This is a genomic window from Streptomyces boninensis (assembly GCF_048572725.1).
In the GTDB taxonomy this organism is placed as follows: Bacteria; Actinomycetota; Actinomycetes; order Streptomycetales; family Streptomycetaceae; genus Streptomyces; species Streptomyces boninensis.
In genome coordinates, this window is sequence record NZ_CP183837.1 from 5,267,863 (window position 1) to 5,294,682 (window position 26,820).

At 73.2% G+C, this 26,820-nt stretch carries 23 protein-coding genes; 11 read left to right on the forward strand and 12 right to left on the reverse strand.

Features of this window, described 5'->3' with window-relative positions:
* The first annotated feature begins 16 nt into the window (after positions 1–16).
* Positions 17–529 carry a GbsR/MarR family transcriptional regulator gene (locus ACNNMR_RS23995; RefSeq protein ID WP_419996746.1) on the forward strand — a complete coding sequence of 171 codons (513 nt, stop codon included), beginning with the start codon at positions 17–19 and terminating at the stop codon, positions 527–529.
* On the opposite strand, the gene ACNNMR_RS24000 is transcribed toward ACNNMR_RS23995, so the two are convergent.
* Entirely contained in the window at positions 526–1,383 is an 858-nt protein-coding gene (locus tag ACNNMR_RS24000; protein WP_419996747.1) for a diacylglycerol kinase, read from the reverse strand. The two genes, ACNNMR_RS23995 and ACNNMR_RS24000, sit on opposite strands and share 4 nt — an antisense overlap.
* Positions 1,384–1,548: 165 nt before the next feature.
* On the opposite strand from ACNNMR_RS24000, the gene ACNNMR_RS24005 reads away from it, so the two are divergent.
* The gene (locus tag ACNNMR_RS24005) at positions 1,549–2,832 is read left to right on the forward strand and encodes an adenylosuccinate synthase (protein WP_419996748.1); all 1,284 of its coding nucleotides are present in this window, start codon (positions 1,549–1,551) and stop codon (positions 2,830–2,832) included.
* Positions 2,833–2,844: 12 nt separating this feature from the next.
* Here ACNNMR_RS24005 and ACNNMR_RS24010 read toward each other — a convergent pair whose 3' ends face one another.
* From ACNNMR_RS24010 to ACNNMR_RS24025, 4 genes are all read right to left on the reverse strand, one after another.
* A complete protein-coding gene (locus tag ACNNMR_RS24010; RefSeq protein ID WP_419996749.1) occupies positions 2,845–4,755 on the reverse strand; it encodes a serine/threonine-protein kinase in 1,911 nt (636 codons plus the stop codon).
* Between the two features lie 121 nt (positions 4,756–4,876).
* On the reverse strand, positions 4,877–6,622 hold the full coding sequence (locus tag ACNNMR_RS24015; RefSeq protein WP_419996750.1) for a protein kinase domain-containing protein: 1,746 nt from the start codon (positions 6,620–6,622) through the stop codon (positions 4,877–4,879).
* A gap of 270 nt (positions 6,623–6,892) precedes the next feature.
* The gene (locus ACNNMR_RS24020; RefSeq protein ID WP_419996751.1) at positions 6,893–7,366 is read right to left on the reverse strand and encodes a MarR family winged helix-turn-helix transcriptional regulator; all 474 of its coding nucleotides are present in this window, start codon (positions 7,364–7,366) and stop codon (positions 6,893–6,895) included.
* Positions 7,363–7,998 (reverse strand): DJ-1/PfpI family protein, encoded by a 636-nt coding sequence (locus ACNNMR_RS24025; RefSeq protein ID WP_419996752.1) that lies wholly within the window; start codon positions 7,996–7,998, stop codon positions 7,363–7,365. Before ACNNMR_RS24025 ends, ACNNMR_RS24020 begins: the two co-directional genes overlap by 4 nt.
* Before the next feature lie 151 nt (positions 7,999–8,149).
* On the opposite strand from ACNNMR_RS24025, the gene ACNNMR_RS24030 reads away from it, so the two are divergent.
* The gene (locus ACNNMR_RS24030; RefSeq protein ID WP_419996753.1) at positions 8,150–8,839 is read left to right on the forward strand and encodes a DUF4956 domain-containing protein; all 690 of its coding nucleotides are present in this window, start codon (positions 8,150–8,152) and stop codon (positions 8,837–8,839) included.
* A complete protein-coding gene (locus tag ACNNMR_RS24035; RefSeq protein WP_419996754.1) occupies positions 8,836–9,675 on the forward strand; it encodes a VTC domain-containing protein in 840 nt (279 codons plus the stop codon). The genes ACNNMR_RS24030 and ACNNMR_RS24035 overlap by 4 nt, the downstream gene beginning before the upstream one ends.
* On the opposite strand, the gene ACNNMR_RS24040 is transcribed toward ACNNMR_RS24035, so the two are convergent.
* The 3 genes from ACNNMR_RS24040 to purD form a co-directional block, all read right to left on the reverse strand.
* Positions 9,672–11,171, reverse strand: a complete 1,500-nt coding sequence (locus ACNNMR_RS24040; RefSeq protein ID WP_419996755.1) for a N,N-dimethylformamidase beta subunit family domain-containing protein — start codon at positions 11,169–11,171, stop codon at positions 9,672–9,674. The genes ACNNMR_RS24035 and ACNNMR_RS24040 overlap by 4 nt on opposite strands.
* A gap of 111 nt (positions 11,172–11,282) precedes the next feature.
* Positions 11,283–12,932, reverse strand: a complete 1,650-nt coding sequence (locus tag ACNNMR_RS24045) for a hypothetical protein (protein ID WP_419996756.1) — start codon at positions 12,930–12,932, stop codon at positions 11,283–11,285.
* 263 nt (positions 12,933–13,195) lie between these two features.
* Complete coding sequence (gene purD, locus ACNNMR_RS24050; protein WP_419996757.1) at positions 13,196–14,467, reverse strand: phosphoribosylamine--glycine ligase; 1,272 nt, start codon at positions 14,465–14,467, stop codon at positions 13,196–13,198.
* A 251-nt stretch (positions 14,468–14,718) separates the two neighbouring features.
* Here purD and ACNNMR_RS24055 point away from each other — a divergent pair, with 251 nt between their 5' ends.
* Positions 14,719–15,432, forward strand: coding sequence for an SLATT domain-containing protein (locus tag ACNNMR_RS24055; RefSeq protein WP_419996758.1), 714 nt, complete (start codon positions 14,719–14,721; stop codon positions 15,430–15,432).
* Positions 15,433–15,570: 138 nt separating this feature from the next.
* Here ACNNMR_RS24055 and ACNNMR_RS24060 read toward each other — a convergent pair whose 3' ends face one another.
* The 3 genes from ACNNMR_RS24060 to ACNNMR_RS24070 form a co-directional block, all read right to left on the reverse strand.
* A complete protein-coding gene (locus ACNNMR_RS24060) occupies positions 15,571–16,218 on the reverse strand; it encodes a hypothetical protein (RefSeq protein WP_419996759.1) in 648 nt (215 codons plus the stop codon).
* Between the two features lie 59 nt (positions 16,219–16,277).
* On the reverse strand, positions 16,278–17,000 hold the full coding sequence (locus tag ACNNMR_RS24065) for a GntR family transcriptional regulator (protein ID WP_419996760.1): 723 nt from the start codon (positions 16,998–17,000) through the stop codon (positions 16,278–16,280).
* 220 nt (positions 17,001–17,220) lie between these two features.
* On the reverse strand, positions 17,221–17,727 hold the full coding sequence (locus tag ACNNMR_RS24070) for a hypothetical protein (RefSeq protein WP_419996761.1): 507 nt from the start codon (positions 17,725–17,727) through the stop codon (positions 17,221–17,223).
* Positions 17,728–17,830: 103 nt separating this feature from the next.
* Here ACNNMR_RS24070 and ACNNMR_RS24075 point away from each other — a divergent pair, with 103 nt between their 5' ends.
* The 3 genes from ACNNMR_RS24075 (at position 17,831) to ACNNMR_RS24085 (ending at position 20,361) form a co-directional block, all read left to right on the forward strand.
* Positions 17,831–18,514 carry a response regulator transcription factor gene (locus ACNNMR_RS24075; RefSeq protein ID WP_419996762.1) on the forward strand — a complete coding sequence of 228 codons (684 nt, stop codon included), beginning with the start codon at positions 17,831–17,833 and terminating at the stop codon, positions 18,512–18,514.
* Between the two features lie 9 nt (positions 18,515–18,523).
* Entirely contained in the window at positions 18,524–19,813 is a 1,290-nt protein-coding gene (locus ACNNMR_RS24080) for a sensor histidine kinase (protein WP_419996763.1), read from the forward strand.
* A gap of 95 nt (positions 19,814–19,908) precedes the next feature.
* Positions 19,909–20,361: a DoxX family protein gene (locus tag ACNNMR_RS24085; protein WP_419996764.1), complete on the forward strand. Its 453-nt coding sequence runs from the start codon at positions 19,909–19,911 to the stop codon at positions 20,359–20,361.
* Positions 20,362–20,383: 22 nt separating this feature from the next.
* On the opposite strand, the gene ACNNMR_RS24090 is transcribed toward ACNNMR_RS24085, so the two are convergent.
* Positions 20,384–23,038, reverse strand: a complete 2,655-nt coding sequence (locus tag ACNNMR_RS24090) for a helix-turn-helix transcriptional regulator (RefSeq protein WP_419996765.1) — start codon at positions 23,036–23,038, stop codon at positions 20,384–20,386.
* Between the two features lie 104 nt (positions 23,039–23,142).
* Here ACNNMR_RS24090 and ACNNMR_RS24095 point away from each other — a divergent pair, with 104 nt between their 5' ends.
* The 3 genes from ACNNMR_RS24095 to radA all read left to right on the forward strand — a co-directional run bounded on the left by ACNNMR_RS24095 (position 23,143) and on the right by radA (position 26,766).
* Positions 23,143–24,222 (forward strand): alkene reductase, encoded by a 1,080-nt coding sequence (locus ACNNMR_RS24095; RefSeq protein ID WP_419996766.1) that lies wholly within the window; start codon positions 23,143–23,145, stop codon positions 24,220–24,222.
* A gap of 98 nt (positions 24,223–24,320) precedes the next feature.
* Positions 24,321–25,220 carry a phosphoribosylaminoimidazolesuccinocarboxamide synthase gene (locus ACNNMR_RS24100; RefSeq protein ID WP_419996767.1) on the forward strand — a complete coding sequence of 300 codons (900 nt, stop codon included), beginning with the start codon at positions 24,321–24,323 and terminating at the stop codon, positions 25,218–25,220.
* Positions 25,221–25,344: 124 nt separating this feature from the next.
* Positions 25,345–26,766, forward strand: coding sequence for a DNA repair protein RadA (gene radA / locus ACNNMR_RS24105; RefSeq protein WP_419996768.1), 1,422 nt, complete (start codon positions 25,345–25,347; stop codon positions 26,764–26,766).
* The last annotated feature ends 54 nt before the right edge of the window (positions 26,767–26,820 follow it).

A 26,820-nucleotide genomic window follows, 5' to 3' on the forward strand; every position in this document is an offset into this window, starting at 1 on the left:
GATCCGCGGTGAGGGCTTGAACAGGGGAGACGATGTCGAGGTGAACGAGCAGCAGCGGGACGAAGGGGCCGTGTCCGACTTCATCGAGCGGTTCGCGGCCGAGCTCACCGAGGCCGGCATGCCCCGGATGCCTTCGCGGGTCTTTACCTGCGTGCTGGCCAGCGACTCCGGCGCCATGACGTCCACGGAGCTGGCGGAGGCGCTGCAGATCAGCCCGGCGGCGGTGTCCGGGGCGGTGCGCTATCTGTCGCAGGTGCGGATCATCACCCGGGAGCGCGAGCCCGGCTCCCGGCGGGAGCGGTACCGGGTGCACAGCGATCAGTGGTACGAGTCGTTCACGCAGCGCGGCCAGATGCTGAAGAGCTTCGAGTCGGCCCTGCAGAAGGGCTCCGACACGCTGGGTCCCGGCACCCCGGCCGGCGTGCGGCTCGCCGAGACGGCCGACTTCTTCGCGTTCCTGCGCAACGAGCTGGCGTCGATGATGGACCGCTGGGAGGCGCACAAGGCGACCCGCGTCGAGCCGCGCTAGCGATCCCTGGGCAGCGTCAGCTGCCAGGCGCTCGCCCGCACGGCCCACTCCCGGGCCCGTACGGGACCGGCCAGCACCGCATCCGCCCGGTACCGGAAGTCCGCGCCCGCGGCGACCTTGATCACCTTCCGCGCCTCCACCCGCCGCAGCGCCCGCCCGTCCGCCTCGTGCACCACGACCTCGGCCACGTCGGTCGACGCGATCCGCACCTCCGCCGCCGGGCCGCTGCCGGCGAGCTCCACCCCGTCCGCCTCCACGTGCAGCCGCGGCTGCGGTACGGAAGGGCGCGGCACCCGCGGCGTGCTCAGCGGGCGGCGGGCCGCCGGTCGCAGGAGTGACCCGCAGCCGCGCAGCGGGCGGGCCCACCAGGTGGCCGCGGCCCGCTCGTCGGCCGGCGTGGCCGCCCCGTTCGACGGCCCGGGCGCCGGCGAAGGCACCGCCGGCATCGCCAGCGAGCCGAGCACCAGACCGCCGTCCTCGTCCAGCAGCAGCCCCTGCCCCACCGGCTCCCCGTCCAGCACGGCCCGCGCCGCCGCGACCGTGTCCAGGGGCACGCCGAGGCCCCCGGCCAGCGACGTCGTGCGGCGCGGCCCGACCGGGATCACCGCCAGCGCGCAGTCCGCCAGCTCGCCCGCGCGGTGCAGCGCCCGCGCCGCCCGTACCAGCGCGGCGTCGTCGCCCACCACCACCGGGAGCTTGCTGCCGCGTCTGGCGAGCGCGCGCTCCGCCTCCGCCGCGTCGTCCGGCACGCAGATCTTTGCCGCCGCACCCGCGCCCAGCACGTCCCGCGCGATCCGCACGGCCTCCCCGTCCGTGCTCCGTGCGGCCGGGTCGATGACCACCAGCAGCGACACGTCGGTCCTTCCTCAGGTAGCATCTCTGTGCAATAGCCCCTTTGCGCGATTGCGCCAGGGGCTTCGTCTATTTCCGGGGCGCCCGTCCGACGCAGCCGTCGGTGGCACCATCCGTTGGTGTCCCCGCCTGTACGGACATGCCCCGCCCGGAAGGGGTGTACGCCTGTGCCCGCACTTGTGCTGCTCGGTGCTCAGTGGGGTGACGAAGGCAAGGGAAAGGCCACCGATCTGCTCGGCGGATCCGTGGATTACGTGGTGCGTTTTCAGGGCGGCAACAACGCCGGTCACACGGTTGTCGTAGGCGACCAGAAATACGCGCTGCACCTTCTTCCCTCGGGAATCCTCTCGCCCGGGTGCACGCCCGTTATCGGCAATGGCGTCGTAGTCGACCCGTCGGTCCTGTTCTCCGAGCTGAACGGACTGAACGAGCGCGGCATCGACACGTCCAAGCTGCTGATCAGCGGTAACGCGCACCTGATCACCTCGTACCACACGACCATGGACAAGGTGACGGAACGGTTCCTCGGCAAGCGGAAGATCGGCACGACGGGGCGGGGCATCGGCCCGGCCTACGCCGACAAGATCAACCGGGTCGGGATCCGGGTCCAGGACCTCTTCGACGAGTCGATCCTGGAGCAGAAGGTCGAGGCGGCCCTCGACTTCAAGAACCAGGTCCTCGCCAAGCTCTACAACCGCCGCGCGATCGCCGTCGGCGAGGTCGTCGAGGAGCTGCTGGGCTTCGCCGACCAGCTGCGCCCGTACGTGGCCGACACCTCGCTGATCCTGAACAACGCCATCGACGAGGGCAAGGTCGTGCTCTTCGAGGGCGGCCAGGGCACGCTCCTCGACGTCGACCACGGCACGTATCCCTTCGTGACGTCCTCGAACCCGACCTCGGGCGGGGCCTGCACCGGCGCAGGCGTGGGGCCGACGAAGATCTCCCGGGTCATCGGCATCCTCAAGGCCTACACAACGCGTGTGGGCGCCGGACCGTTCCCGACCGAGCTCTTCGACGAGGACGGCGAGGCGCTGCGGCGCATCGGCGGTGAGCGCGGGGTCACCACCGGGCGGGACCGGCGGTGCGGGTGGTTCGACGCGGTGATCGCGCGGTACGCGACGCGGGTCAACGGGCTGACCGACTTCTTCCTGACCAAGCTCGACGTGCTGACCGGCTGGGAGCAGATCCCGGTGTGCGTCGCGTACGAGATCGACGGCAAGCGGGTCGACGACCTGCCGTACTCGCAGACCGACTTCCACCACGCGAAGCCGGTGTACGAGTACCTGCCGGGGTGGTCGGAGGACATCACGAAGGCGAAGACCTTCGATGACCTGCCGAAGAACGCGCAGGATTACGTGAAGGCGCTGGAGGAGATGAGCGGGGCGCCCATCTCCGCGATCGGCGTGGGCCCGGGGCGGGACGAGACGATCGAGATCAACTCGTTCCTGTAGGCCGGCGGCGAGTCAGCTCCGCGTGTACGTGCGCGGAGCGCTCGCCCCGTTCAGCCACTCGCGGATCAGCTTGCCGCCCTCGACGCGGAGCATCGACGGGGGGCCGGGCTTGCAGGCGGAGGGGACCTCGGCCTCGGTCACCACGGTCGGGCCGATGAGGACCTTGTCGCCGGCCGCGATCAGGTCAGCCTTGGCCTCGCAGTGGTTGCCGGCGATGTCGGAGGTCAGGGTGATGGCCTTGCCGCCGATCGGGGTGCTCTTGACGTTCATGTACTGAAGGCCGCCGCCGAAGGGCTGCTGCCAGTCGCCGAGCATCGCGTCGTCCAGCCCCTCGTGGCCCTGCTCCACCTTGCGCAGCGTCGCGCTGCGGCCCGCCGCCGACCACTCGAGGGTGCCGTCGGGGCCGGGCTTCAGGGTGTGGCGGCCGAGGGCGGTGCAGCTGCCCTCGGGGGCGCTGGCGACCACCTTCGTGTCGAGAGAGAGCTCGCCGTTGGCGGAAACCAGCTTCCCGTCGGACTTGCACTCGGCGGTCTTGCCCATGGTGATGCTGTTCGCGACGACCTCGCCCTTCTTGCCGGGCTCGATGACGAAGCGGCGGTACGAGCCGTTCGCCTCGCCGTCGCGGAGTACGTCGCCTACCCAGGTGCCGAGGTACTCCTTCGGCACGTCCGAGGCCTCGGTCTGCGCGTCCTTGCTCCCACCGCCGCTCTCGTCGCCCAGCATGGCGGCGCCTGCGGCGCCCGCGCCGATCAGGACCAGCGCGGCCACGGCGGCGATCGCGAGCGCGCGGCCGCGGCGCTTGCGGGGCGGGCCGGGGGCGGGCGGCGGCGCGGGCTCGTAGGCGTACTCCTCCTCGGGCTCCAGCTGCCGGACGCCGATCAGGGTGCGGTTCGAGGGCGGGCGCTGGCCGCCGGAGTGGCTGCCGGAAGGGCCGCCGGAGGTGCCGCCGGACTGGCCGCCGCTCGTCTGCGACGACGTCCGCGCCTCGCGCTGCGGGGCGCCGCCGGGCGGGGTGTCGAAGTCCAGCAGCCGTACGGCGTGCTGGCCGAGCTCGGCGATGATCGGGGCGGGCAGCCAGGGGGCGGCCGCGCCGGTGTTGACCGGGCCGATGCCCGCGGCGAGGTCCTCGGGGGCCGGGCGGTCCGCCGGGTCCTTCGCGAGGCAGCCGGCGATCAGCTCGCGCAGCCCGCCGTCATCGGGCAGGCCGGAGAGGTCCGGGTCGTTCTGCGCGATGCGGAACATCACCGCGTGCACGCCACTGGACGTCGGCGTCCCGAACGGGAGCGTGCCGGTGGCGGCATAGGCGAGGACCGAGCCGAGGCAGAAGATGTCGCTGGCGGGCGTGAGCTCGCTGCCTGTGATCTGCTCGGGCGACATGAAGGCGGGCGAGCCGACGGCCATGCCGGTACGGGTCACGGTGCCGTCGCCGGCCGCCGCGTCCAGGGCCCGGGCGATGCCGAAGTCGATGACCCGCGGGCCGTCGATGGTGACGAGGATGTTGGACGGCTTCAGGTCCCGGTGCACCAGCCCCGCGCCATGGATGTCGAGCAGCGCGCAGGCCATGCCGTACGCGAGGGTGCGCACGGAGTCCACCGGCAGCGGGCCGTGCCGGTCGACGATGTCGCTCAGCGACGGGCCCGCCACATAGCTGGTGGCGACCCACGGCACCGCCGCGTCGGTGTTCGCGTCCAGCACGGACGCGGTCCAGCGGCCGCCGACCCGCTGCGCCGCCTCCACCTCCTGGCGGAAGCGCTGCCGGAACTCCGGCTCATTCGCCAGCTCCGGCTTCACCAGCTTCACGGCGACGGTGCGGCCGCCCTCGGAGCGCGCGAGGTAGACATGCCCCATGCCGCCCGTGCCGAGCCGGCCCACGATGCGGTAGTCACCTATCCACTGCGGGTCCTGCGGTCCCAGGCTCTGCATGCGAAACGTCCTCCCCAATGTGCTCGCGCCTGCGGGCGCGTCCTCGGAGCGTACGTCCGCTACGACGCTCGGCAGCGCGCTGCAGATCCCGTCGTTGCCGGGCTGAGATGCGATTACGTGTTCAGGCGTGATGTCCGGTGGCGGTGATGCGCTGGTCCTGCATGGCGCTGAGCTTCCGTACGAGAAGCAGGGCGAGCACTCCCGCGGCCACGGTGACGACATCCTGGATCATGTCCACGGCGACATTGTCCGCGGTCAGATGGTTCCGGTCCCAGTCCCAGAAGAAGAGCACGGTGGTGGGCAGCCAGACGATCCACCAGGCGTTGAGCAGGCCTCGTCCCGGGGCGCCGGTGGCGTATCCGGTGGGGGCGGCCGGGGCGGAGGCCTTCCATATGTCGTTGGCGATCATCTTCGGCATGAAGAGATAGACGACCGGTATGAACCAGGAGCCTGCCGCCATCCCCGGCGCGAAGCGGTTGCCGTTCGGGGCGAAGTACTCGGCATTGGTCCGCAGCCGGTGGAACCACACCGTCCACAGCACGATCGTGGGGATGAGGAAGAGGATGTACAGCCCCTTGAAGGCGTTGTCGTTCTCCTCCGCCTCCGTCAGCCCGCTGTACAGCCAGCCGTCCTCGGACAGATGGCCGTACAGATTGAGATGGAAGATCAACTGCATGACCTGCACGGCCGAGCCGATGCTCAGCAGCACCACCAGCGCGGTGCCCAGCGCGCGCGGCGAGGACGGAGCGAGCAGCCGCCGGGCATAGCCGGGCAGCGGGGTGCCGACGGGCGGCGGTGGCGTGCCCATATGCGGCGGCGGGGTCCTGACCTGCGGCATCACCTGCGAGGGCGGCATCTGCTGCGGGGGCGTCCCCGGGATGTGGACATACGGCACCGGGCGATGCGGCGTCTGTCCCGGCGGGGCCGTCTGCGTGGGCTGCGCATGCGGCGCGAGCTGCGGCGACTCCACGTCCAGCAGCTCCACCGCGAGCCGCCCGAGCCGGGCGAGCAGCGCGGCGGGCAGCCACGGGATGTCGGGTCCGATGGTGGTGCCGGCGGTGAGCTCCAGCAGCTCCGGGATCGTGGGCCGGCCTGCCGGGTCCTTGACGAGGCAGCGCCGCACCAGGTCGAGCAGCTCGCCGTCGAGCCCGGTGAGGTCGGGCTCCTCCTGGGCGATGCGGAAGAGCAGGGCATGGGCGCCGCTGTCGTGAGTGCCGAACGGCATCCGGCCGGTGGCGGCGAAGGCGAGCACCGAGCCGAGGCAGAAGACATCGCTGGCGGTCGTGACCCGCTCACCGCGCACCTGCTCGGGTGACATGAAGCCGGGCGAGCCGATGACCGCGCCGGTGCGGGTCAGGCCGCCGGCGGTGGAGACCGAGTCCAGGGCGCGGGCGATGCCGAAGTCGATGACCTTCGGGCCGTCGATGGTGACGAGGATGTTGGACGGCTTCAGGTCGCGGTGCACCAGACCCGCCCCGTGGATCGTCTCAAGGGCGCGGGTCAGGCCGGAGGCCAGCGCGAGCACCGACTCCGCGGGCAGCGGGCCGTGCTCCGTGGCGACCACGTCGTACAGCGAGGGGCCGGCCACATAACCCGTGGCCACCCAGGGGGTGTGCGCGGTCGTGTCGGCGTCGAGGACGGGCGCGGTCCACTCGCCGCCGACTCTGCGCGCCGCCGTGACCTCCTGGGCGAAGCGGCGCCTGAACTCCGGCTCGCGCGCGAGTTCTTCCTGGACCAGCTTGACCGCCACCGTCCGCCCGCGGGCGGACCTGGCGAGATAGACCCGCCCCATGCCGCCCTCGCCCAGGCGGCCCAGCAAGCGATACTCCCCGACATGGCTCGGGTCCTCAGGACCCAGATTCCGCATGGCTGCATCCCCCTCGGTATTGCCAGTCCAGGGAGCGTATCGCGGTGCCCGCGTCCGCCACTGCCCCCTGTGGACAACGGTGATGAGGCCGCAGCATGGCCGTGACGGTGGGTTGTGCAGATCAAGCCCGGCCGGCGATTGAGGCCGAGGCGCGCAGCGCCGATACGGGGTCCGGGGCGGAGCCCCGGGATGACCGCCGCCGACCTGTGACGGGTCGCTCGCCCGGGGCGGGGGCGCCGGCCCGTGACAGGTCGTGCACCTCTGGCCGCCTCAGTCGCGCCGGCCCTCGATCGCGTCGAGCGCCGCGGACAGCTCGCGCAGCGCGTCCAGCACCCTGCTGAACTCCTCCGTCCCGCCCAGCTCCTTGGCCAGCCGCGCCGCGAAGGCCTTGTGTCCCGGCACGATCTCCGCGATCGCCGCCCTGCCCTCGGGCGTCGGCGCCAGCAGCTTTGCCCGGCGGTGCGCGGGGTTGGGCTCGTACGCGGCGAGGCGGTGGCTGACCAGCAGGTCCGCGATGCGCTGCACGCTCTGCCGGGTGATGCCCATCGTCCGCGCGATGCCGGCGACGGGCAGCGGCTCGGGCAGCACCGCGCCGAGCACCTGCCACCACGCCGCCGAGATCCCGGCCGGCTCGGCCAGGCGGTCGGCGACGGCCAGGAACTGGCCGTTGAGACGGAAGGCGGTCAGCGCGGCCCCGCTGAGGAGGTCGGCGTCGGCGGGGCCTGCGTCTCGGGCGGCGCTCACTTCGCCGACGCCTCCATCAGTACGGGGAAAGCGGTCGGGTCGCCGGCGCCGAACAGCCGCTCCCAGGCGTCGAGCACGGCCGGCTCGTGCAGGCCGAGGCGGCGGAAGATCTCGCGGGCGAACGGGACCGGGTGGGCGGGCCCCGCCGTGATCAGATCGCCGTCGGTGACGGCGTCCGCGTCGGCGTAGTGGTCGTGGCCCTTGTAGCCGGGCTGGGCCGCGAGGTATTCGGCGGCGCCCGAGGTGTGCGCCCGCTCATCCAGCAGCCCCTCGCGGGCGAGCCCCGCGGTGGCCCCGCAGATGGCCGCGACCGGCACCCCCGCGTCCAGGAACTCCCGCGCCTTGCGGGCGAAGGGCGCGAGCTCGTCGCCCTGGTCGTACAACCCGGACCCCGGAAGGATCAGCAGCGAGCTGTCCTGGGGCCGCAGCTCGTCGAGCGCGGCGTCGGCCTGGATGTGCATGCCGCCGATGGACGTGACGATGCCGCCGCGGGACGCACCCACGGACACGGTCTCGTACGTATCGCGCGGCGGGCGGTGCGCCGAATTGTCGCGGATATGGGCGATGGCGTGCCCGATCTCCCAGTCGGCGAGGGCGTCGTAGACGGCGAAGTGGACGGTCTTCCGGGCCATGGGAGCCTCCTTGAAGTTCCTCATCCTGATGACAGCATCCTGTCATATTCGACAGCATGCTGTCAATGCATCGAGGGCGCTCACGCCCGGGAGGTCTCGTTAACTCCGCGCGGGCGCGCGCTTAACCCGCCGTTTCCTACCTTCCAAGCCCATGGAAACCTACGGGCACCTAGCCGCTCACCTGGCCCTCGACCTCGTCGCCGTCTGCGTCCTCACCTTCGCCGTCTACGTCCCACGGCACCGCCGCCGCGACCTCGTCCCCGCGTATCTCACGCTGAACGTCGCCCTGTTCGGCATCGTCACCGCCCTCGGCGACGCGGGCCGGGGCGGCGGTCTCGCGCTCGGGTTCGGGCTCTTCGGGGTGCTGTCGATCATCCGGCTGCGCTCGGATGCCATCCAGCACGAGGAGGTGGCGTACTACTTCACCACCCTGGTCCTGGGCCTGCTCTGCGGCATGCCAGGCCTCCCGTACGGCGTGAAGGCGACGCTGTGCGTGGTCATCCTGCTCGTCGTCTACGCGGCCGACCACCCGCGGCTGCTCGCCCGCACGCGGCGCAGCGAGGTCACGCTCGACGCGGTGTACACCGACCCGGAGGTGCTGCGGGAGGAGTTGGGGCGGCGGCTGGGGGAGCCGTTGAAGTGGACGGTGCTGGAGGTGGACTTTGTGCGGGATCTGACGGTGGTCGATGTGCGGTACCGGGTGGCGGCGGCGAAGGAGCGCGGGCGCGTGGCGCCTGCGGCGGCTCGGTACGGGACCCCCGACGCGCGTCGCCCCGCGCCTGCGGTGCCGCCGATGGCGCCGCGGGTGCCCGGTGATGCCGGCCGGCCGTGGTCGGCGTGACGCCCGCCGAACGGGCGCTGACCCGGGCCGCGTTCGCCGCCGCGCCCATCTCGCTGGCGGAGCTGCAGGAGCGGGCGGAGCTGCTGGCGCGCTTCGACCGGAGCTACTTTGTGCCTGCCGCGGTCTTCGACGACTTCGCGGCCCGGCTGCGGGAGGCGTACGGCTTCCGGGCGCTGGCGATCCATGGGCGGCGGGTCTTCGCGTACCACTCGGTGTATTTCGACACAGCGGGGCTGCGCTCGTACCACGATCATCGGCAGGGGCGGCGGCGGCGCTTCAAGATCCGCGAGCGGCTGTACGAGGACACCGGGGAGCGGCAGTTCGAGATCAAGCTCAAGGGCGCGCGAGGGGAGACGGTGAAGCGGAGGCGGCCACTGGAAGCCGCGGAGGCGGAGCTGGGGCCGGGGGCGCGCGGGTTTCTGGCGGAGGTGCTGTGGGCGGAGTACGGGCTGGCGGCGCCGGGTGGGCTGGCGCGGTCGCTGGTGACCGACTATGTGCGGTCGACCTTTGTCGCTGATGGGCAGCGGATCACGTGTGATGCGGGGCTGGCGTGTGCGGAGGCTGGTGCGGGGGCGAGGGTGGGGGTGGAGGCAGGGGCAGCCGGCGCCGCGGTGCGGGCGGATCCGGGCCTGGTCCTGGTGGAGGTGAAGTCGACCGGCCACCTGACGGCGGCCGACCGGCTGCTGCACCGATACGGCCTGCGGGCGGCGGAGTTCACGAAGTACTGCGGAGCAATGGCCGCGATGCGCCCCGAGCTGCCGCGGAATCGGTGGGGACGGGCGGTGCGGGTCGCCTTCGCCTCAGGCGAAGGCGAAGGCGACCAGCACCGCCGCTAATCCCGCTTGCAGATCCGGTCCAGCAAGTTCGCCGTCGCCCGCTGCACCACCGGATTCGCGTGCTCCGGGCGGTCCAGCGCCGGGGACCAGGCGAAGGTCCCGGACGCGAAGACCAGGGCGCCGCTCGACGCCCGGTACAGCGACGTCTCCTGGTGGCGGCGCGCGCCGCCCGCGTCCTCGTACGGGCTGTGCGCCAGCAGGATGCGTTCCGTGTGCCGCGGCAGCGGTGAGCGCGGGTAATAGCGGTCGGCTTCGCCCGCCACCAGGCCCGGGAGCTCGTCGCCCTCCACGGCGCTCGTGGCTTCCCACAGCCAGTGGGAGGCGTTCCGGACCACCAGCGGCCTCGGGTCGGGGACGCGGCCGGCGTACTGGATGCCCAGTAACTCCTGCTCCGGGTCGCCCTGGTCGCGCCAGAGGAGGGGGCGGCCGGTGCCCTGGCGCTTGCGGCAGTGGAGTATGCGGTCCGGCTCGCCCGTCACCGACGGGGCCAGGTCCACCTGCCAGTACATGGTGTTCGCCGACAGGAACACCAGTGACGTGCCCGCATCCCGCGCCAGCGCCGCGTGCCGGCGCATGGGCGCCGACCAGTACTCGTCGTGGCCGGGGAAGACCAGGCCCCGGTAGCGCGTCGGGTCGACGCGCCCCGCGTGCAGGTCGCGGGCGTCCGCGTAGGCGAGGTCGTAGCCATAGCGCTCGGCCCAGCGGATGAAGTCGTAGGCGTGGCCGACGTGCAGCGGCAGGCCCGCGCCCGCGTACGGGCGGTCGAAGGCCACCGCGGTCGCCGCCTCCTGCTCGCCGAGCAGCCGGCCGCCGTCGTCCCAGGCGTGGTAGAGGGAGGCGCCGGTGCGGCCGTCCTCCGGGTAGAGGTTGTACGCCTGCCAGGTCACGTCGGGCAGCAATAACAGCAGGTCCGCCGGATGGTGGTCGCGGACCGTGAACGGGATGTGGCTGCGGTGGCCGTCGTCCGTCGTCAGCACGGCCACGTAGCAGCCGGAGTTCCAGTACGACGGGACCTGCAGCCGCCAGGACAGCCACCAGTGATGGCAGGAGACCGTGCGTTCCGCGGCCAGCGGCGCTGGCTGAACGATCCCCGACAGGCGTGGACTTGTGGTGATCTTCGAGGCGCCGTCGCCCGCGTAGTGGCCGATGCGGTAGACGTCGACGCCGAAGGGCTGGGGCGGATTCACCGTCACCCGGAAGTCGATCGATTCGCCGGGGGCCACCGCGCCCGCCGAGGCGAAGCCCTTGATCTGCTGGTGTACGTCGTCCGCAGTGCGCGGTCCCGGCCGGCGCGGCGGTGGGATCAGGGGCTCCGCGCCTCCGTCGCCGCCGCCCGTCGGGGAGAGGTCGACATACCAGGGCACCAACTGGCCGCTGTGGTCGTCGAAATAGTGCTCGCTTGCCCGTAACCAGGGCAGCGGCCCCTGCGCGAAGGGGTCCGAGACGGCGTGTGCGAGCGCCCCGGACTCCCAGCGGCGGATCTGCTCCGTACCCACCTGTCCGCTCCCTCCCCGGCGCGTTAGTTGCTACAGGACATCACATTACGCATGCGGCCCGTTACCGATTGCCAGCGAATTGACGCACTGAGGTCCGTTTTCCGGCGTGAACTACACCAGCAAAACGGGCTTTTCCGGGCGAACACCGGCATTCGACAGCCACCCCCGCAGCGGCTCCGGATCGCCGGTTTCGGCCAGGGCCAGCACCGCCCGCCCCAACTCGGGCCGCCGCTCGCCGCCTACCAGCAGCGCCGGGCCGTCCAGCCAGTCGAGGCCGGGCGAAGCGCCCGCCGTGTCGATGGCGGCGCAACACACCATCGCCAGCACGTGGTCGGTCAGCACCTCCCGGTCCGTACGCGGCGCGTGCAGCGGGAAGAGCGGGGCCAGCGGCGCGGCGGGGCGTATCTGCTGGGCGCGGCGCTGGGCCGCCTCCTGCAGGTCGAGTGCGTCGGTGAGCCGGGCCGCGAGCTCCTCGCGGTCGCCGCCCTTCGCCAGCCAGTCGACGACCCGGGCGAGGGTGCCCCGGTCCGGCCGGCCGGCCGGCTCCTCCTCGCCCTGCAGCCCGTCGAGGACGCTGTGCAGCCGGGCGGCCTCCGACCGCCACTTCCGGTCCACCACCTCGTCCGGATACTGCTCCCAGGCCACCGGCGCCCAGTCCGGACCCGGCTCCGCCGGACCTCCGTGGAACAGCTGCGCCGCCAGCAGCGACGCCGCCTCGTCGACCAGGCCCGGCTCCTCCAGCAGGTCGCACGCCGGGCGTTCGCCGAGCCGGGAGGCGAAGACGCCGTTCTGCGCGGCAAGACGGTCGCGGCGGGACAGCTCGGTCAGCGCCGACACCACCCCGGCATCCAGCCGGGACGGCCAGCGGCCCATCCGCCAGGCGGGCAGCGCCACCCGGGTCAGCAGCCGGTCCCAGCCCGCATACGCCAGGCCGACCTGCTCCTGCGCGGCAATCCGCAGGCCATAGTCCACATCCTGGGCCCGCTCGGAGGCCGCCGCCGCGACCCCCCGCTCCAGCCACGCCGGGTGCTCCCCGCACATCCGCAGCAGCGCCCTGGCCACCGTCCGCGCCAGATCCCGCAGCGGCCGCAGCACCACCGGACCCGAGCGATCGAGCGCCACCGCCGCGTCAAGACCGCGCACGAACCGCCGCGCCGCGGCCACGTCCGGGTGGGCGGCCGGGCCCGTACCCGCCACGACGGGCGCGAGGACGGCCCGCAGCTCGGCGACGCGCATCCACCACAGGAAGGGCGAGCCGATCACCAGCACCGGCGCGGCCCGCTCGCCGTCCGCCCCGGCGCCTCCGGCACCCGTGTCCTCGGCACCGGCCCCATGCGTACGGACCTCGAGCCAGCTGTCGCAGTCCGGCGTCAGGGCTATCGCCGACGGCGCCGGAACCGCCAGCCGGTCCGACAGGTCGCGGATCAGGCGATACAGATCAGGGGCGGCCCGCTCCGGCACCGGCACCGTGGGACTGCGGGCGGGCTCGGTCCGCGCGATCGCGAGACCCACCACCAGCGCGAGACCGCCGACCACCACGGCCACGCCCAGCACCGGCCAGCGAGCGGCAGCCGCCGCCCCGGTGAGCCGCCCGGTCGCCGTGCCGATGAGGAGCACCACGGCCGCGGCGGCCGGGAGCAGCGCCACCGTGAGCGCAGCGCCGCGCACCCGCAGCACCGCGAGCGCATGGGAGCGGGCCCCGCCGGAGCCGCCACCGCTGCCGGCGACAGCTGAAGGTGTCGCCCTCTCACCGGAAGACATGACCGGACCTCACCCCCTCGAATACGACTCGACGAGCGCGTGCCGAACGAACGCGTACTCCCACTGTGACACCGGCCACTGACAGCGCAATGCCGGTGACCCGGTTGGCCCTTCGGCGGGCTCGGCACGGCGGCCGCACGGGCCGTCATTGCCGGAGGCGCACACTAGTTGGGCGGCGCGTTCACGTCAGCCGGTTGCCCGTCCCGGTCACTCGATGGGATGGCTTTGGGCAGAGCTGGCCCGTGCGGGGTACGAACCTGGGTTCAGTCCTGCTCCGCCGCCGCGGCCCCGGCCGCGATGTCGCTCCGGTGGTGGGCGCCGTCGAGGCGGATCCGGGCCATGGCGCGGTACGCGCGGTCGCGGGCGGCGGCCAGCGTCGGGCCCACGCCCGTAACGGAAAGCACCCGTCCGCCCGCGCTCACCGTCCGGCCGTCGGCGTCAAGCTTGGTACCGGCGTGCAGTACGTACGCGTCCGGCGCATCCTCCGCCGCCACCTCGTCCAGGCCCGTGATGACGTCCCCGGTGCGCGGCGTCGCCGGGTAGTTCTCCGAGGCGAGCACCACCGTCACCGCGGCGTCGTCGCGCCAGCGCAGCGGCGGGAACTCCGCCAGGGTGCCGTTCGCCGCCGCCAGCAGCAGGCCCGCGAGGGGCGTCCGCAGGCGGGCGAGGACGACCTGGGTCTCCGGGTCGCCGAAGCGCGCGTTGAACTCGATCACCCGCACGCCCCGCGACGTCAGCGCCAGGCCCGCGTACAGGAGCCCGCTGAAGGGCGTCCCGCGGCGGCGGAGCTCGTCGACGGTCGGCCGGCAGACGGTCTCCACGACCTCGTCGACCAGCTTCGGGTCGGCCCAGGGCAGCGGGGAGTACGCGCCCATGCCGCCGGTGTTCGGGCCCTTGTCACCGTCGTACGCCCGCTTGAAGTCCTGCGCGGGCTGCAGCGGCACGACCGTCTCGCCGTCGGTGACCGCGAAGAGGCTGACCTCGGGGCCGTCGAGGAACTCCTCGATGACGACGCGGGAGCAGGCGTTCGCGTGGGCGCGCGCCTTCTCGATGTCGTCGGTGACGACGACGCCCTTGCCGGCGGCGAGGCCGTCGTCCTTGACCACGTACGGCGGGCCGAAGGCGTCCAGCGCCTCGTCCACCTCGTCCGGGGTCGCGCAGACGTAGGAGCGCGCGGTGGGCACGTTCGCCCCGGCCATGACGTCCTTGGCGAAGGCCTTCGAGCCCTCCAGGGCGGCGGCCTCGCGGCTCGGCCCGAAGCACGGGATGCCCGCGGCGCGGACGGCGTCGGCGACGCCGGCGACCAGGGGCGCCTCCGGGCCGACGATCACCAGGTCGGCCGGGCCCAGGCCGAGCTGCTTCGCCAGCCCTGCGACGGCGTCGCCATTGAGGGCGTCGACCTGGTGCAGCTCGGCCACGTCGGCGATGCCGGCGTTGCCCGGTGCGGCGTGCAGGGCGGTGACGTCGGGGTCGAGGGAGAGTGCGCGGCAGAGGGCGTGTTCGCGGGCGCCGGTGCCGATAACGAGGACCTTCACGCGGTGCAGCCTATCGGCTGCCGGAGAGCCGCCGAGCCGTGGCTACGCGTACGCCGCCCGCACACGTGCGCGCTTCCCGGTCCCCCATAGCGGGTGTCCTATTAGCCCAACATCCTCCACCTCGGGGCATAAAACCCCCGATTGGCGGCTCAATGCCAGCCATTCGGCGGTAGGAAGGTGCGGCGCATCAGATCAATCGCAAGATCCGAAATCGGGATCCGGAACCGGGGGGCCTGGCGAAGGAGGAAACGGTGAGCTCACCTGAAGACGAGGGCGGCGCCGTACGGCAGGACGACCTGCTCGGGCGGCCCGCCCCGCGGGGCGACTGGGGTGAGCCCGTGGAGCGGCTCGACGAGCTCTACCAGTGGGTGGAGGCGCGGGCGCTGCGCACCGCCGACTGGTATCTGCGGGAGCGGCGCTGGAAGAAGCGGTCCGCGCAGGCGCTGCGCGCGCTCGCCGCGGTGGGCGTCGCCGCGGCCGCCGCGCTCCCCCTGGCCGACGTGGCCGGGGCGGCGGACATCGCCGGCTGGGGCTATCTCGCGCTGCTCGCCGCAGCCGCATGCCTCGGCGCCGACCGGGCCTTCGGGCTGACCGCCGGGTGGATGCGGGACGTGGCCGTCGCGCAGGCCGTGCAGCGGCGGCTGGAGGCGCTGCAGTTCGACTGGGCGTCGGAGAGCGTCCGCGAGCAGCTCGGGCCGACGGACGGCAGCGCGGGCGAGGCGGCGGAGCGCAGCCTGGCGGTGCTGCGGCGGTTCACCGAGGACGTATCGGAGCTGGTACGGGCGGAGACCGCGGACTGGATGGTGGCCTTCAGGGCCGGCTCCGCGGCGCTGATGACGCAGTCCCTGGCATGGGTGCGCTGGCCCGTGCAGGACGGCGCGGCGGCCCAGCCGCGCTTCCCGTTCCCGCAGCCCGGGGTGCGCGCCCCGATGCCGCGCCAGCGCCCGCCGGAGCCGCCTCGATGAGGCCGTGTGGGCGGGGGATCGGGATGTCCGTACGGGCGCCGGGTTTGCGGCGCTGCGTACGGGCGGCGGGGGCGGGGTCGCTGGTGCGGCGGGCGCCTTGTCTGCGCAGGTGGAGGACGGGTGCGGGAGCTGTCCGGCTCAGCTGAAGATGATCATTGAGCCCTGGGCCAGGCTGCGGGTCGTCGCCGCGTGCAGGCCCAGCCAGACGTGGCGTTCGCGGGCGAAGGGGCCGGTGTCGTACGCGACCTCCGCCGGCTCGGACAGGTCCGTCGGGCGGGTGGGGGGTGCCGGGGCCGGGGGCGGGTTGTCCGGGTCGATGCCGAGGGCCGGGGCGATGGTGATCAGCTCGCGCATCAGGCCCTGGCTGGAGCCGAGCGGGCCGCCGCCCTCCAGGAGCTCGTCATTGGCGAGCGGGTGCGGGAAGTCCACCGGGACGTACGCGCCCGCGTGGTCGTAGTGCCAGACCAGGTGCGACTGCTGGGCGGTCTGCTCGAACATTTCGAGGAGCTGCTCGTAGTCGCTGCCCAGCTCGCCGACCGGCGCGACCTCCAGGCCGCACTGCTGCAGGAGATAGGCGCGGCGCAGGAAGTGCAGCGCGTCGTAGTCGAAGCCGGCGACGGGGGCGACGTCGCCGGAGAGGCCCGGCATGTAGCTGTTCACGGGGACGGGGGGCAGTCCGGCTTCGCCCAGGGCCTTGTCGTATACGGCGAGCTCTTCGGCGAAGGGGTTGTCGGCGCTGTGGCACAGCACGTCGACAAGCGGCACCAGCCACAGGTCACACGCCAATCCGGGACTCCTTATGCGTTGTGCTTGCGTTGTGCTTACCAAGGGTCAGACCAGCGTAGTCACTCGGCCGTGACCTGGTCGATGAGTGCGAGGGTGTGCTTGTTGTACGCGTGGATGATGGCCTCCGCGCCGGCCATGTCCCTGGACTCGACCGCGTCGACGAGCTCGCGGTGGCCGTGCCAGAACGGATTCGGCGCGGCCGCCCCCGCCTCGCCGCCCGCCGTGCGGCGGAGCTCGCGGCGCAGGTACGGGACCGCGTAGACCCAGCACTGGATGCGCATCCGGTCCAGGAAGTCGGTGAGATAAGGGTTCCCCGACAGGCCGCTGATCTCACGCCAGAAGCGCAGGTCGTAATGGACGAGCACATCGAGGTCGCGGGCGCGCGCGGCGCGCTCCGCCTCCTCGGCGCGGCGGCGCATCGCGGCGACGGCGGCCGGGTCGGCGGGGCGCAGGTCGATCGCGGCCCCGGCGGCGGAGCGGAAGATGCCCTCGGTGACGACGGAGCGGGCCTCGACCATGGCGCGGAAGTCGGCGGCGGAGAAGGCGTGGACCTGGTAGCCGCGGTGTTCCTCGGCGTCGAGGAGGCCCTGGGCGGAGAGGTCGACGAGGGCCTCGCGGACGGGTGTTGCGGAGACGCCGTAGGTGGCGGCGAGCTCTTTTACGGTGACGTGCCGGCCGGCCTCGAGGCGCCCGGCGAGGATCTCGTCGCGGAGGGCTTCGGCGAGCTGGGAGCGGAGGGTGTCGCGGCGAACGATCGCGCCTCCGGCGCCGGGTTCGCTCATCGTGGGGTCTCTCCGTTCGTGGGTGCGATGCAGCCTATCGGCTGCTGGAGGGCCGGGCTGGGCTGGCTTGGCTCAGGTGCGTGGGCCGGGGCCGGGGTTCCACGACACCACCGAAAAAACGTGGTGGTCAGCTGCTGCTCGGTGATGGGTTTTTTCGGCGGCGTCGTTCCACCCCGGCCCCTCCTTGCGCTGCCGGGCTGCGGCGGCGTCCTGGGGATGGTCAGTCCTCGACCGCGTCGTCCGCGTCCTCCGCCGGGAGCGCGACCGGTGTCGGGCGGCCGTTGGCGCAGTGGAGGGTGACCGTCTTGTCCTCGCCGTCGTCCGCGGAGGGCTCCAGTTCCAGTACGGCCGTGCGGGCCGGGCCGCGGGTGGCCTCCTCGACCGTGTAGCCGGCCGCCGGGCTCCAGCTGGAGAGGTGGATGCTGCCGTCGGGGAGGCACTGGGCCGTGGCGGAGCCGCCGCTGAAGTGGACGGTGCGGTGCGGGGTGGCCGTGCCGTTGCTGGAGGCGGAGGGGGTGTGGCTGGGGGACGGGGTGCCGGTCGAGGGCGGGTCGGCCTTGTCCAGCTGGCGGCGGACCTCCGCGTCGTCGAGGGGGTCCGCGTGGGTGCCGGTGCCCGCCGGGTCCGAGTGCGTCAGGGACCAGGCGCCCAGGCCGCCGGCGAGGGCGAGGGCCGCCGCCCAGGCCAGGGCGGCCAGGAGGGTACGGGCGCGCGCGGGCGGACTCATGGAGGCAGGATGCCGCAACGCGTCCTAACGGCTGGTTAAGGCGTCCCCAAAGAGCGCCGCCTGCCCTGCCGCCAGGGCGCCTTCCCTCGGTACCGTGAGCCGCATGCCGCACGTGCTGGTTGTCGAGGACGATCCCCGGGTGCGCGGCGCGCTGGTACGGGCGCTGCGCGACCGGGGGCACGCCGTCGCCACCGCCGCCGCCGGGATGGCCGGGCTCGACGCCGCCGTGACGGAACGCTTCGACCTCGTGGTCCTCGACCTCGGGCTGCCGGACGTCGACGGCGCGCAGGTGCTGCGGATGCTGCGGGCCGTCAGCGATGTGCCGGTGATCGTCGCCACCGCGCGGGACGAGGAGCCGGAGATGGTGGCCGCGCTGGGCGACGGGGCCGACGACTACATCGTGAAACCGTTCGGCGCCGCCCAGCTTGATGCCCGTATCAAGGCCGTGCTGCGGCGGGTCGGCGCGGATGAGGTGGAGCCGGTCGTACGGGTCGGGGACGACCTCGTCGTCGACCCGGCGGCGCGCGAGGTGACCCTCGCCGGGCGGGCGCTCGAGCTCACGCCGCGGGAGTTCGATCTGCTGGCGTATCTGGCGCGGCGGCAGGGGCAAGTGGTCGGGCGGCGGGAGTTGCTCGCGGAGGTGTGGCAGCAGCCGCTGGGCGGGACCGATAAGACCGTTGATGTGCATTTGTCGTGGCTGCGGCGGAAGTTGGGGGAGACCGCGCAGGAGCCGCGGTATCTGCACACGGTGCGGACCGTGGGCGTCAAGCTGAGCGCGCCCGAGTAGCCCCCGTACATGCGCCGCCAGCTGCTGCTCCTCACCGCCGCCACCACCGCCCTCGTGCTCGTCGCGCTGCTGGTCCCGCTCGGGCTGCTCGCCCGCAGCCAGGCCGCCAACCGGGCCACCGCGGACGCCACCCAGCGCGCCCAGTCCATCGCCGCCGTCACCGGGCAGGCCCTCGCACCGGGCGGCGGCGGGCTGCGCACCATCGACTCGGTGCTGGACGCGGCCAACGGCGCCGGGCTGCCGCGCACTTCGGTCTTCCTGCCCGGCGGCGACGTGCTCGGCGTCGCGGCGCCCGCCACCCGGGCCGTCAAGCTGGCGCGGACCGGGAAGGCCTTCACGTACCAGCCCGGCGGGGGCGGGCGGATGGTGCTCGTACCCGTGCAGGGGGTCGAGCGCACCGCCGTGGTGCAGGTGGCCGTCTCCGAGGGGCAGTTGTACGAGGGGACGCTCGCGTCCTGGCTGGGTCTTGCCGGGCTCGGGGCCGGGCTGATGCTCGTCGGGCTGCTGGTCGCGGACCGGCTCGCGGCCCGGCTGGTCGGCGCCACGCGGCGGCTCGCGGGGGTGGCCGACCGGCTCGCCGGCGGGGACCTGTCGGCGCGGGCGGAGCCCGGCGGGCCGCCGGAGCTGAGGCTGATAGCGGGCGAACTCAACACCCTCGCCGGGCGGATCGACGGCTTCCTCACCGAGGAGCGCGAGAACGCCGCCGACCTCGCCCACCGGCTCCGCACCCCGCTCGCCGCGCTGCGCCTGGACGCGGAGGGGCTGCGGGACGCGGGCGAGGCAGAGCGGATCGCCGCCGGGGTCGCCGCGCTGGAGCGGGGTGTGGACGAAGTGATCAGGACGGCGCGGCGGCCGCTGCGGGCGGGGGAGGCGCGGTCCGATCTGGCGGCGGTGGCGCGGGAACGGGTGGCCTTTTGGGCGCCGTTGGCGGAGGACCAGGGGCGGGAGGTGGTGGTTTCCGTTCCGGAGGGGGTGGTGCCGGTGCCGGTCGAGGAGGAGGAGCTGGGGGCCGTACTCGATGCGCTGATCGGGAATGTGCTCGATCATGCGGCGGCCGGGGCCGGGCTGCGGGTGGCGGTGGCCGAGGGCGGGGAGCTGGTGGTCGCGGACGGTGGGGAGGGCTTTGCGGAGGCGACCGCCGGTGACCGGGGGGTCAGCGGGGACGGGTCGACCGGGCTCGGCCTCGACATCGTCCGCCGTACGGCCGAGGAGTCGGGTGGGGAGGTGACGCTGGGGCAGGCGGCTGAGGGGGGAGCTCTCGTCGCGGTTCGCTTCGGTGATGGCATTGCGTCACACTGATTTAACTTGCAACCATGGTTAGGGTTACCTAACCTAAGCGGGGTCCCCGAGTTGAGCGGTCCTGTCCCCGGGCCGCCGAAATGGAGTCCCCCCACATGACCGGCAGACTCAACACCGCCCAGCCGTACGCCCTGGGCCTGTTCCGCATCGTGGTCGGCCTGCTCTTCACCTGTCATGGCGCCTCATCGCTCTTCGGCGTCCTCGGCGGCGCCGACGGCGAGGGTGGCACCGTCGCGACCAACGCCTGGCCCGGCTGGTACGCCGCCGTCATCCAACTGGTGGGCGGCGCCCTGGTCTTCCTCGGCCTCGGCACCCGCTTCGCGGCCTTCATAGCCTCCGGCTCCATGGCCTACGCCTACTTCAAGGTCCACCAGCCCGAGGCCCTCTGGCCCATGCAGAACGGCGGCGAAGCCTCCGCCATGTTCTGCTGGGCTCTCCTGCTGCTCGTCTTCACCGGCTCCGGCGCCCTGGGCCTGGACCGCCTGTTCGCGCGCTCACGCGAGACGACAGAAGAGCCGGTACGGGACGGGGCAGCCGTCGCGGCCTGACGCGGGTGCGGGCGGGGCGGCTCTAGTCCGACAGGTCCAGCCCCGCCAGCTCTCGCCTGTTCGAAATGCCCAGTTTCGGATAGGCCTTGTACAGGTGGTACTCCACCGTCCGCGGTGACAGGAACAGTCGCGCCGCGATCTCCCGGCTGCTCACGCCCCCCGCCGCCAGCCGGGTCACCTGGAGCTCCTGTGGGGTCAGGCGGTCGACCAGGGCCGGGGCCGCGGCTCGCTCCGAGGCCAAAGTCTCGCCTGTGGCGCGGAGTTCCGCGCGGGCGCGGTCGGCCCAGGGGGTGGCGTCCAGGCGGTCGAAGGCGGTGAGGGCTGAGCGGAGTTGTTCGCGGGCGTCCGCCCGGCGGCGGGCGCGGCGGAGGTGTTCGCCGTAGAGGAGCTCGGTGCGGGCGCGTTCGAAGGGGCGGGCGGTGGTCTCCGCGTGGAGTTTCGCCGCGCGTTCGTACGCGTCCGTGGCATCCGTCAGCAGCCCCTCATTGCGCAGCGCCACCGCCTGCGCCCACGGCTGGCCGCTCGCCGCCGCCCAGTGCGCGAAGCGGCGGGCCGGCTCCGCGGCCCGGTCCGGGTCGCCGAGGCGTACCGCCGCCTCCACCTGGTCCGCCGCCGCGAAGAGCAGCGCCGCGCTGTGCCGCACGCTGCCCGTGCGGGCCTGCTCCAGGCGGGTCAGCGCCGCCTCGTAGCGGCCGAGCCCCAGGTCCAGCAGCGCCCAGGCGGTGCGGCCGTAATTGCCGTCCGTCGTCAGGCTGTCGGTGACCAGCGACCGCACCCGGTCCTCGTCCCCGGCGATCGCCGCGATCCGGGCCACCAGGTTGTCGAGCCGCTCGATACGGGCCCGCAGCCCGGTGTCGCGGGCGATCGCCGCGCCCTCGGCGGCCGTCGCCTCCGCGGCGCGGTGCCGGCCGCCGTAGAGCTGCAGCCGGGCGAGGACGTGCAGCAGATACGGGAGCCGGCCGATGAGGCCGTCGGTACGGGCCCGCTCGATCTCCTCGGTGAGCAGCGGCAGCAGCGCGTCGTCCGGCAGCAGCGAGGAGAGCGACATGGCGAAAAGCCGCGAGGGCCCGTCGGGCGGCGGCGGGTCCAGCAGCGCGGCCACCAGCGGCAGCCCGCGCTCGTAGTCCTCGCCGGCGACGAGCGCGAGGCCGCGCACCGCCGCGTCCGCCGCGGCGCCGCCCCCGTGCTTCTCCACCAGCTCCGCGGCCCGCCGCAGCGTCCCCGCGTCCCCGCCGAACCAGCCGTACGTGCCCGCCGTCCGGATCATCACCGTGGCCCGCTCGGGCGTCGCGTCCTGGCTGTGGTCGAGCAGCAGCTGACCGGCCTCGACCGGTTCGTCCTTCTCGAAGAGCCAGAACGACCTGATGTACGCCAGCTCCGCCCGGTCCACCGGATCGGCCGTCATCGGATACGCCCGCCCCGCCAGGCTCGCCGCCTGCTCCGCATGCCCCGCCTGCTGCGCCGCCCAGGCGCCCGCGGTGAGCCGCCGGGCCCGCTCCGCCGGCTCCGGCGTGAGCCGCGCCGCCTGCGCGAAGCTGCCCGCCGCCGCGGCAGCGCCGCCGCGGGCGAGGATGCGCCGTGCGTACGCCTCCAGCTCCGCCGCCACCTCCTCGTCCGGGCCCATCGCGGCGGCGGCGCGGTGCGCCGCCCGGCAGTCCTCGTCCATGGAGGTGGCGGCCAGCGCCTGGTGGACGGCGACGCGGCGGGCCATCGGGGCGGCGCGATAGGCGGCGGTACGTACCAGGGGATGCCGGAAGACCACCCGGCCGCCGGTCACCTCGACCAGGCCGTGCGCCTCCGCCTCCGCCAGGTCGGCGAGGCCCACGCCCAGCGACTCGGCGGCGGGGAGGAGATACGAGATCACGCCCTTCGCCTCCGCGGCGGCGAAGAGCAGCATCAGGCGGGTGCGCTCGGGGAGTTCGGCGATCCGGGCCCGGAAGCGGGCCAGCACCCGGTCGGCGGCCGGGACCGGGGTCATCACGGAACCGGGCGGCTCGCCGCCGGCCGCGGCGAACTCCGCCAGCGCGAGGGGGTTGCCGTCCGCCTCGGCGAGCAGCCGTATCCGCGCCTCGGACGGCACATCGAGCTCGTCCAGCAGCGCGAGCGCGTCCTCGTCGCGGAGCCGGGAGAGCTGGATCTCGGGCAGCCCCGCGGCGGCGGTGAAGGAGCGGTCGTCGTCGCGGGTCGCGATCAGCATCGCCACGCCCTCGGCCGCCAGCCGCCGGGCGGCGAACTGCAGCGCCTGCCCGGACGGCGCGTCGATCCACTGGGCGTCGTCGATCAGCACCAGCAGCGGCCCGTCCTCGGCCGCCTCGGCGAGCAGCGAGAGCACGGCGAGGCCGGTGAGGAAACGGTCGTGCTCGCGGGCGGCGCCGGTGCCGAGCGCGGCCCGTACCGCATCCGCCTGCGGCCCGGGAAGCCGGTCCGCCCGGTCCGCGACCGGCCGCAGCAGCTGCAGCAGCCCGGCGAAGGCGAGATCCCGCTCGCCCTCCGCGCCGGTGGCCCGCAGGATCGCCATCCCGGCCGCCTGCGCCCGCTCGGTGGCCTCTTCGAGCAGCGTCGACTTGCCGATGCCGGCCTCGCCGCGCAGCACCAGCGCACGGCTCTCCCCCGCCCGCGCCGCATCCAGCAGCCGCTCGAGCTGCGCCAGCTCACTTCCCCGCCCGTACAACACCATCGAGACCTTAGCCCGCCCTACGTGAGTGCCCTTCCCGGCTACGTAACCAACTACAGCAGCACTACGGATTCGGCGGCCATTCCCCCGTATCTAGCTTCGAAGACATGACGAACAACATCTTCGAACCCGTGACCGTAGGCAAGCTCGACCTCCCGCACCGCCTCGTGATGGCCCCCATGACCCGCTCGCGGGCCACCGCCGAGGGCGGCCTGGTGACCGACCTGCACGCCGAGTATTACGGCCAGCGCGCCGCCGCCGGCCTGATCATTACCGAGGGCACCCAGCCGAGCGTCCGCGGCCAGGGCTATATCCAGACGCCGGGGCTGCACAGCGACGAGCAGGTCGCCGCCTGGCGGAAGGTGACCGACCGGGTGCACGCCGAGGGCGGCAAGATCTTCGCGCAGCTGATGCACGCGGGCCGGGTCGGGCACCCGTACCTCTACCCGGACGGCGGGCTGCCGGAGGCGCCGTCGCCGGTGGCCACCGGGCAGGCGCTCTACACCAATGACCAGGGCATGATCGACCACCCGGTGCCGCGGGAGCTGACCCTGGACGACATCGCGCGGGTGATCGGCGAGTTCGCCGACGCGGCCCGTAACGCGGTGGCGGCCGGCTTCGACGGCGTGGAGGTGCACGGCGCGAACGGTTATCTCATCCACCAGTTCCTCGCCGACAACACCAACCTGCGTACGGACGCCTACGGCTCCGGCTCGGTCGAGAACCGGATCCGCTTCGCGGTCGAGGTGACCCAGGCGGTCGTCGACGCCATCGGCCCTGAGCGGGTGGGGCTGCGCATTTCGCCGGACAACGAGTTCAACGCCGGCATCAAGGAGACCGGCTCGCTGCCGACGTACCTGGCGCTGATCGCACAGCTGAACCCGCTGGGTCTGGCATATCTCCACGCCTTCGAGACCGACCGGGCCGTGACCCGGGAGCTGCGCCGGGCCTGGGACGGGACGCTGATCCTCAACGTCGCGAGCGACGGGATCGACCCGGTGGCCGAGGCGGAGCGGATCCTCGCCGGGGAGGTGGCGGATGTCGTCGCGCTGGGGCGGCCGTGGCTGGCGAACCCGGACCTGACGGAGCGGATCAAGGCGGGCGCCGCGTACAACGAGGCCGACCCGGCGGCCTTCTACGGGGGCGACCACCGCGGCTATACGGACTATCCGGTGCTCGACCGCTGAGGGGCCGGGCCTAGCCCGCTGTGGCCCGCTGTACAGGTACGCGGTCCCTCTGGGGGAGAATCGGCAGCATCGCTTGCCGCAACCCCCGGAGGGATCGCGTGTCCGGTTTCGTCGAGAAGCCCCAGCCCGCCGTCGTGCCCGGCCTAGTGCATCTGCACACGGGCAAGGTCCGCGACCTCTACCGCGACGAGGCGGGAAACCTGGTGATGGTCGCCAGCGACCGCATCTCCGCGTACGACTGGGTGCTGCCGACCGAGATCCCCGACAAGGGCCGGGTCCTCACCCAGCTGTCCCTGTGGTGGTTCGACCAGCTCGCGGATCTGGTGCCGCACCATGTGATCTCGACCGATGTCCCCGCGGGCGCGCCCGCGGACTGGGAGGGGCGGGTGACGATCTGCCGGTCGCTGGACATGGTGCCGGTGGAGTGCGTGGCGCGCGGCTATCTGACCGGGTCGGGTCTTGTGGAGTACGAGTCGTCGCGCACTGTGTGCGGCCTCGCGCTGCCGGAGGGGCTGGAGGACGGCTCCGAGCTGCCGGCGCCGATCTTCACGCCGGCGATGAAGGCGGAGGTCGGGGAGCACGACGAGAATGTGTCGTACGAGGAGGTCGCCCGGGCGGTCGGCGCGGATGTCGCGGCGCAGCTGCGGCAGGCGACGCTGGCGGTGTACGGGCGCGGCCGCGAGATCGCTCGCGACCGGGGGATCATCCTGGCGGACACGAAGTTCGAGTTCGGGTACGCGGGCGAGGAGCTGGTCCTGGCGGACGAGGTCCTGACGCCGGACTCGTCGCGCTTCTGGCCGGCGGCCACGTGGGAGCCCGGCCGGCCCCAGCCGTCGTTCGACAAGCAGTACGTACGGGACTGGCTGACGTCCCCGGCGTCGGGCTGGGACCGCAAGAGCGAAACGTCGCCCCCGGAGCTGCCCGCCGAGGTGGTGGCGAAGACCCGCGAGCGCTACGTGGAGGCGTACGAGCGCTTGACGCGCTCGACCTGGAGCTGATGGGCCCACCCACCCGCCCGTTGCTCGGCTCCGTAACCACTGCCAGTGTGCTTTCTGCACCGGGCAACGGGCGGGCGGGCGGGTACAGCCCCCGCTGTCAGACCGCACCGCTAGGGTCGCGAGCATGGCAACGCGCAAGGCAGGCAAGGACCGCCCCACCTACCGCTGCACAGAATGCGGTTGGACAACCGCAAAGTGGCTGGGCCGCTGCCCGGAGTGCCAAGCCTGGGGCACCGTCGAGGAGACCGGTGGCGCGCCCACCGTCCGTACGACCGCCGCCACCCGCGTCCAGTCCTCCGCCCTCCCCATCGCCGAGGTGGACGGCCGCCAGGCCACCTCCCGTACGACCGGCGTCGACGAACTCGACCGCGTCCTCGGCGGCGGCATCGTCGCCGGAGCCGTCGTCCTCGTCGCCGGCGAGCCCGGCGTCGGCAAGTCCACCCTCCTCCTCGACGTCGCCTCGAAAGCCGCCTCCGCCGAGCAGCGCACGCTCTACGTGACCGGCGAGGAGTCCGCAGGCCAGGTCCGCCTCCGCGCCGACCGCATCGGCGCCCTCAGCGACCACCTCTACCTCGCCGCCGAGACCGACCTCGCCACCGTCCTCGGCCACCTGGACGAGGTGAAGCCGTCCCTCCTGGTCCTCGACTCCGTGCAGACCATCGCCTCCGGCGAGATCGACGGCGCCCCGGGCGGCATGGCCCAGGTCCGCGAGGTCGCGGGAGCGCTCATCCGGGCGTCCAAGGAGCGCGGCATGTCCACGATCCTGGTCGGCCATGTCACCAAGGACGGCGCCATCGCGGGCCCGCGCCTGCTGGAGCACCTCGTCGACATCGTGCTCAACATCGAGGGCGACCGGCACGCCCGCCTCCGCCTCGTCCGCGGCGTCAAGAACCGCTATGGCGCCACCGACGAGGTCGGCTGCTTCGAGCTGCACGACGAAGGCATTACGGGCCTGGCCGACCCCTCCGGCCTCTTCCTCACCCGCCGCGACGAGCCCGTCCCCGGCACCTGCCTCACCGTCACCCTCGAAGGCCGCAGGCCGCTGGTCGCCGAGGTGCAGGCGCTGACCGTCGACTCGCAGATCCCGTCGCCGCGCCGCACCACCTCGGGCCTGGAGACCTCCCGGGTCTCGATGATGCTCGCCGTCCTGGAGCAGCGCGGGCAGATCTCCGCCCTCGGCAAGCGGGACATCTACAGCGCCACCGTCGGCGGCGTAAAGCTCTCCGAGCCCGCCGCCGACCTCGCCGTCGCGCTCGCCCTCGCCTCCGCCGCCAGCGATACGCCCCTCCCCAAGAACCTGGTGGCGATCGGAGAGGTGGGGCTCGCGGGAGAGGTGAGAAGAGTCACGGGCGTGCAGCGGCGGCTCGCCGAGGCCGCGCGGCTCGGATTCACGCAGGCGCTGGTCCCGGCAGATCCCGGAAAGATCCCGGACGGGATGAAAGTCCGGGAGGTAGCGGACATAGGGGATGCGCTGCGGGCGCTGCCCGGAAGGGTGACCAGGTTGGTCCCCAAGGACGCCCGGCGGCCCGAGGAGCCTCGCCGGTAGACTTTGCCCCGGTCTCGGCCCGTAGAAGCGTGGGGCAGGGGGCCGGAAGGGGAA

What these genes read in the sequence shown, in the direction of transcription:
- ACNNMR_RS24010 (WP_419996749.1), bottom strand. Translation starts at nt 4,755, where the DNA reads ATGCAGAGCCTGGGACCGCAGGACCCGCAGTGGATAGGTGACTACCGC.
- ACNNMR_RS24015 (WP_419996750.1), bottom strand. Translation starts at nt 6,622, where the DNA reads ATGCGGAATCTGGGTCCTGAGGACCCGAGCCATGTCGGGGAGTATCGC.
- ACNNMR_RS24025 (WP_419996752.1), bottom strand. Translation starts at nt 7,998, where the DNA reads ATGGCCCGGAAGACCGTCCACTTCGCCGTCTACGACGCCCTCGCCGAC.
- ACNNMR_RS24030 (WP_419996753.1), top strand. Translation starts at nt 8,150, where the DNA reads ATGGAAACCTACGGGCACCTAGCCGCTCACCTGGCCCTCGACCTCGTC.
- ACNNMR_RS24045 (WP_419996756.1), bottom strand. Translation starts at nt 12,932, where the DNA reads ATGTCTTCCGGTGAGAGGGCGACACCTTCAGCTGTCGCCGGCAGCGGT.
- ACNNMR_RS24065 (WP_419996760.1), bottom strand. Translation starts at nt 17,000, where the DNA reads ATGAGCGAACCCGGCGCCGGAGGCGCGATCGTTCGCCGCGACACCCTC.
- ACNNMR_RS24070 (WP_419996761.1), bottom strand. Translation starts at nt 17,727, where the DNA reads ATGAGTCCGCCCGCGCGCGCCCGTACCCTCCTGGCCGCCCTGGCCTGG.
- ACNNMR_RS24075 (WP_419996762.1), top strand. Translation starts at nt 17,831, where the DNA reads ATGCCGCACGTGCTGGTTGTCGAGGACGATCCCCGGGTGCGCGGCGCG.
- ACNNMR_RS24080 (WP_419996763.1), top strand. Translation starts at nt 18,524, where the DNA reads ATGCGCCGCCAGCTGCTGCTCCTCACCGCCGCCACCACCGCCCTCGTG.
- ACNNMR_RS24085 (WP_419996764.1), top strand. Translation starts at nt 19,909, where the DNA reads ATGACCGGCAGACTCAACACCGCCCAGCCGTACGCCCTGGGCCTGTTC.
- ACNNMR_RS24090 (WP_419996765.1), bottom strand. Translation starts at nt 23,038, where the DNA reads ATGGTGTTGTACGGGCGGGGAAGTGAGCTGGCGCAGCTCGAGCGGCTG.
- ACNNMR_RS24095 (WP_419996766.1), top strand. Translation starts at nt 23,143, where the DNA reads ATGACGAACAACATCTTCGAACCCGTGACCGTAGGCAAGCTCGACCTC.
- radA (WP_419996768.1), top strand. Translation starts at nt 25,345, where the DNA reads ATGGCAACGCGCAAGGCAGGCAAGGACCGCCCCACCTACCGCTGCACA.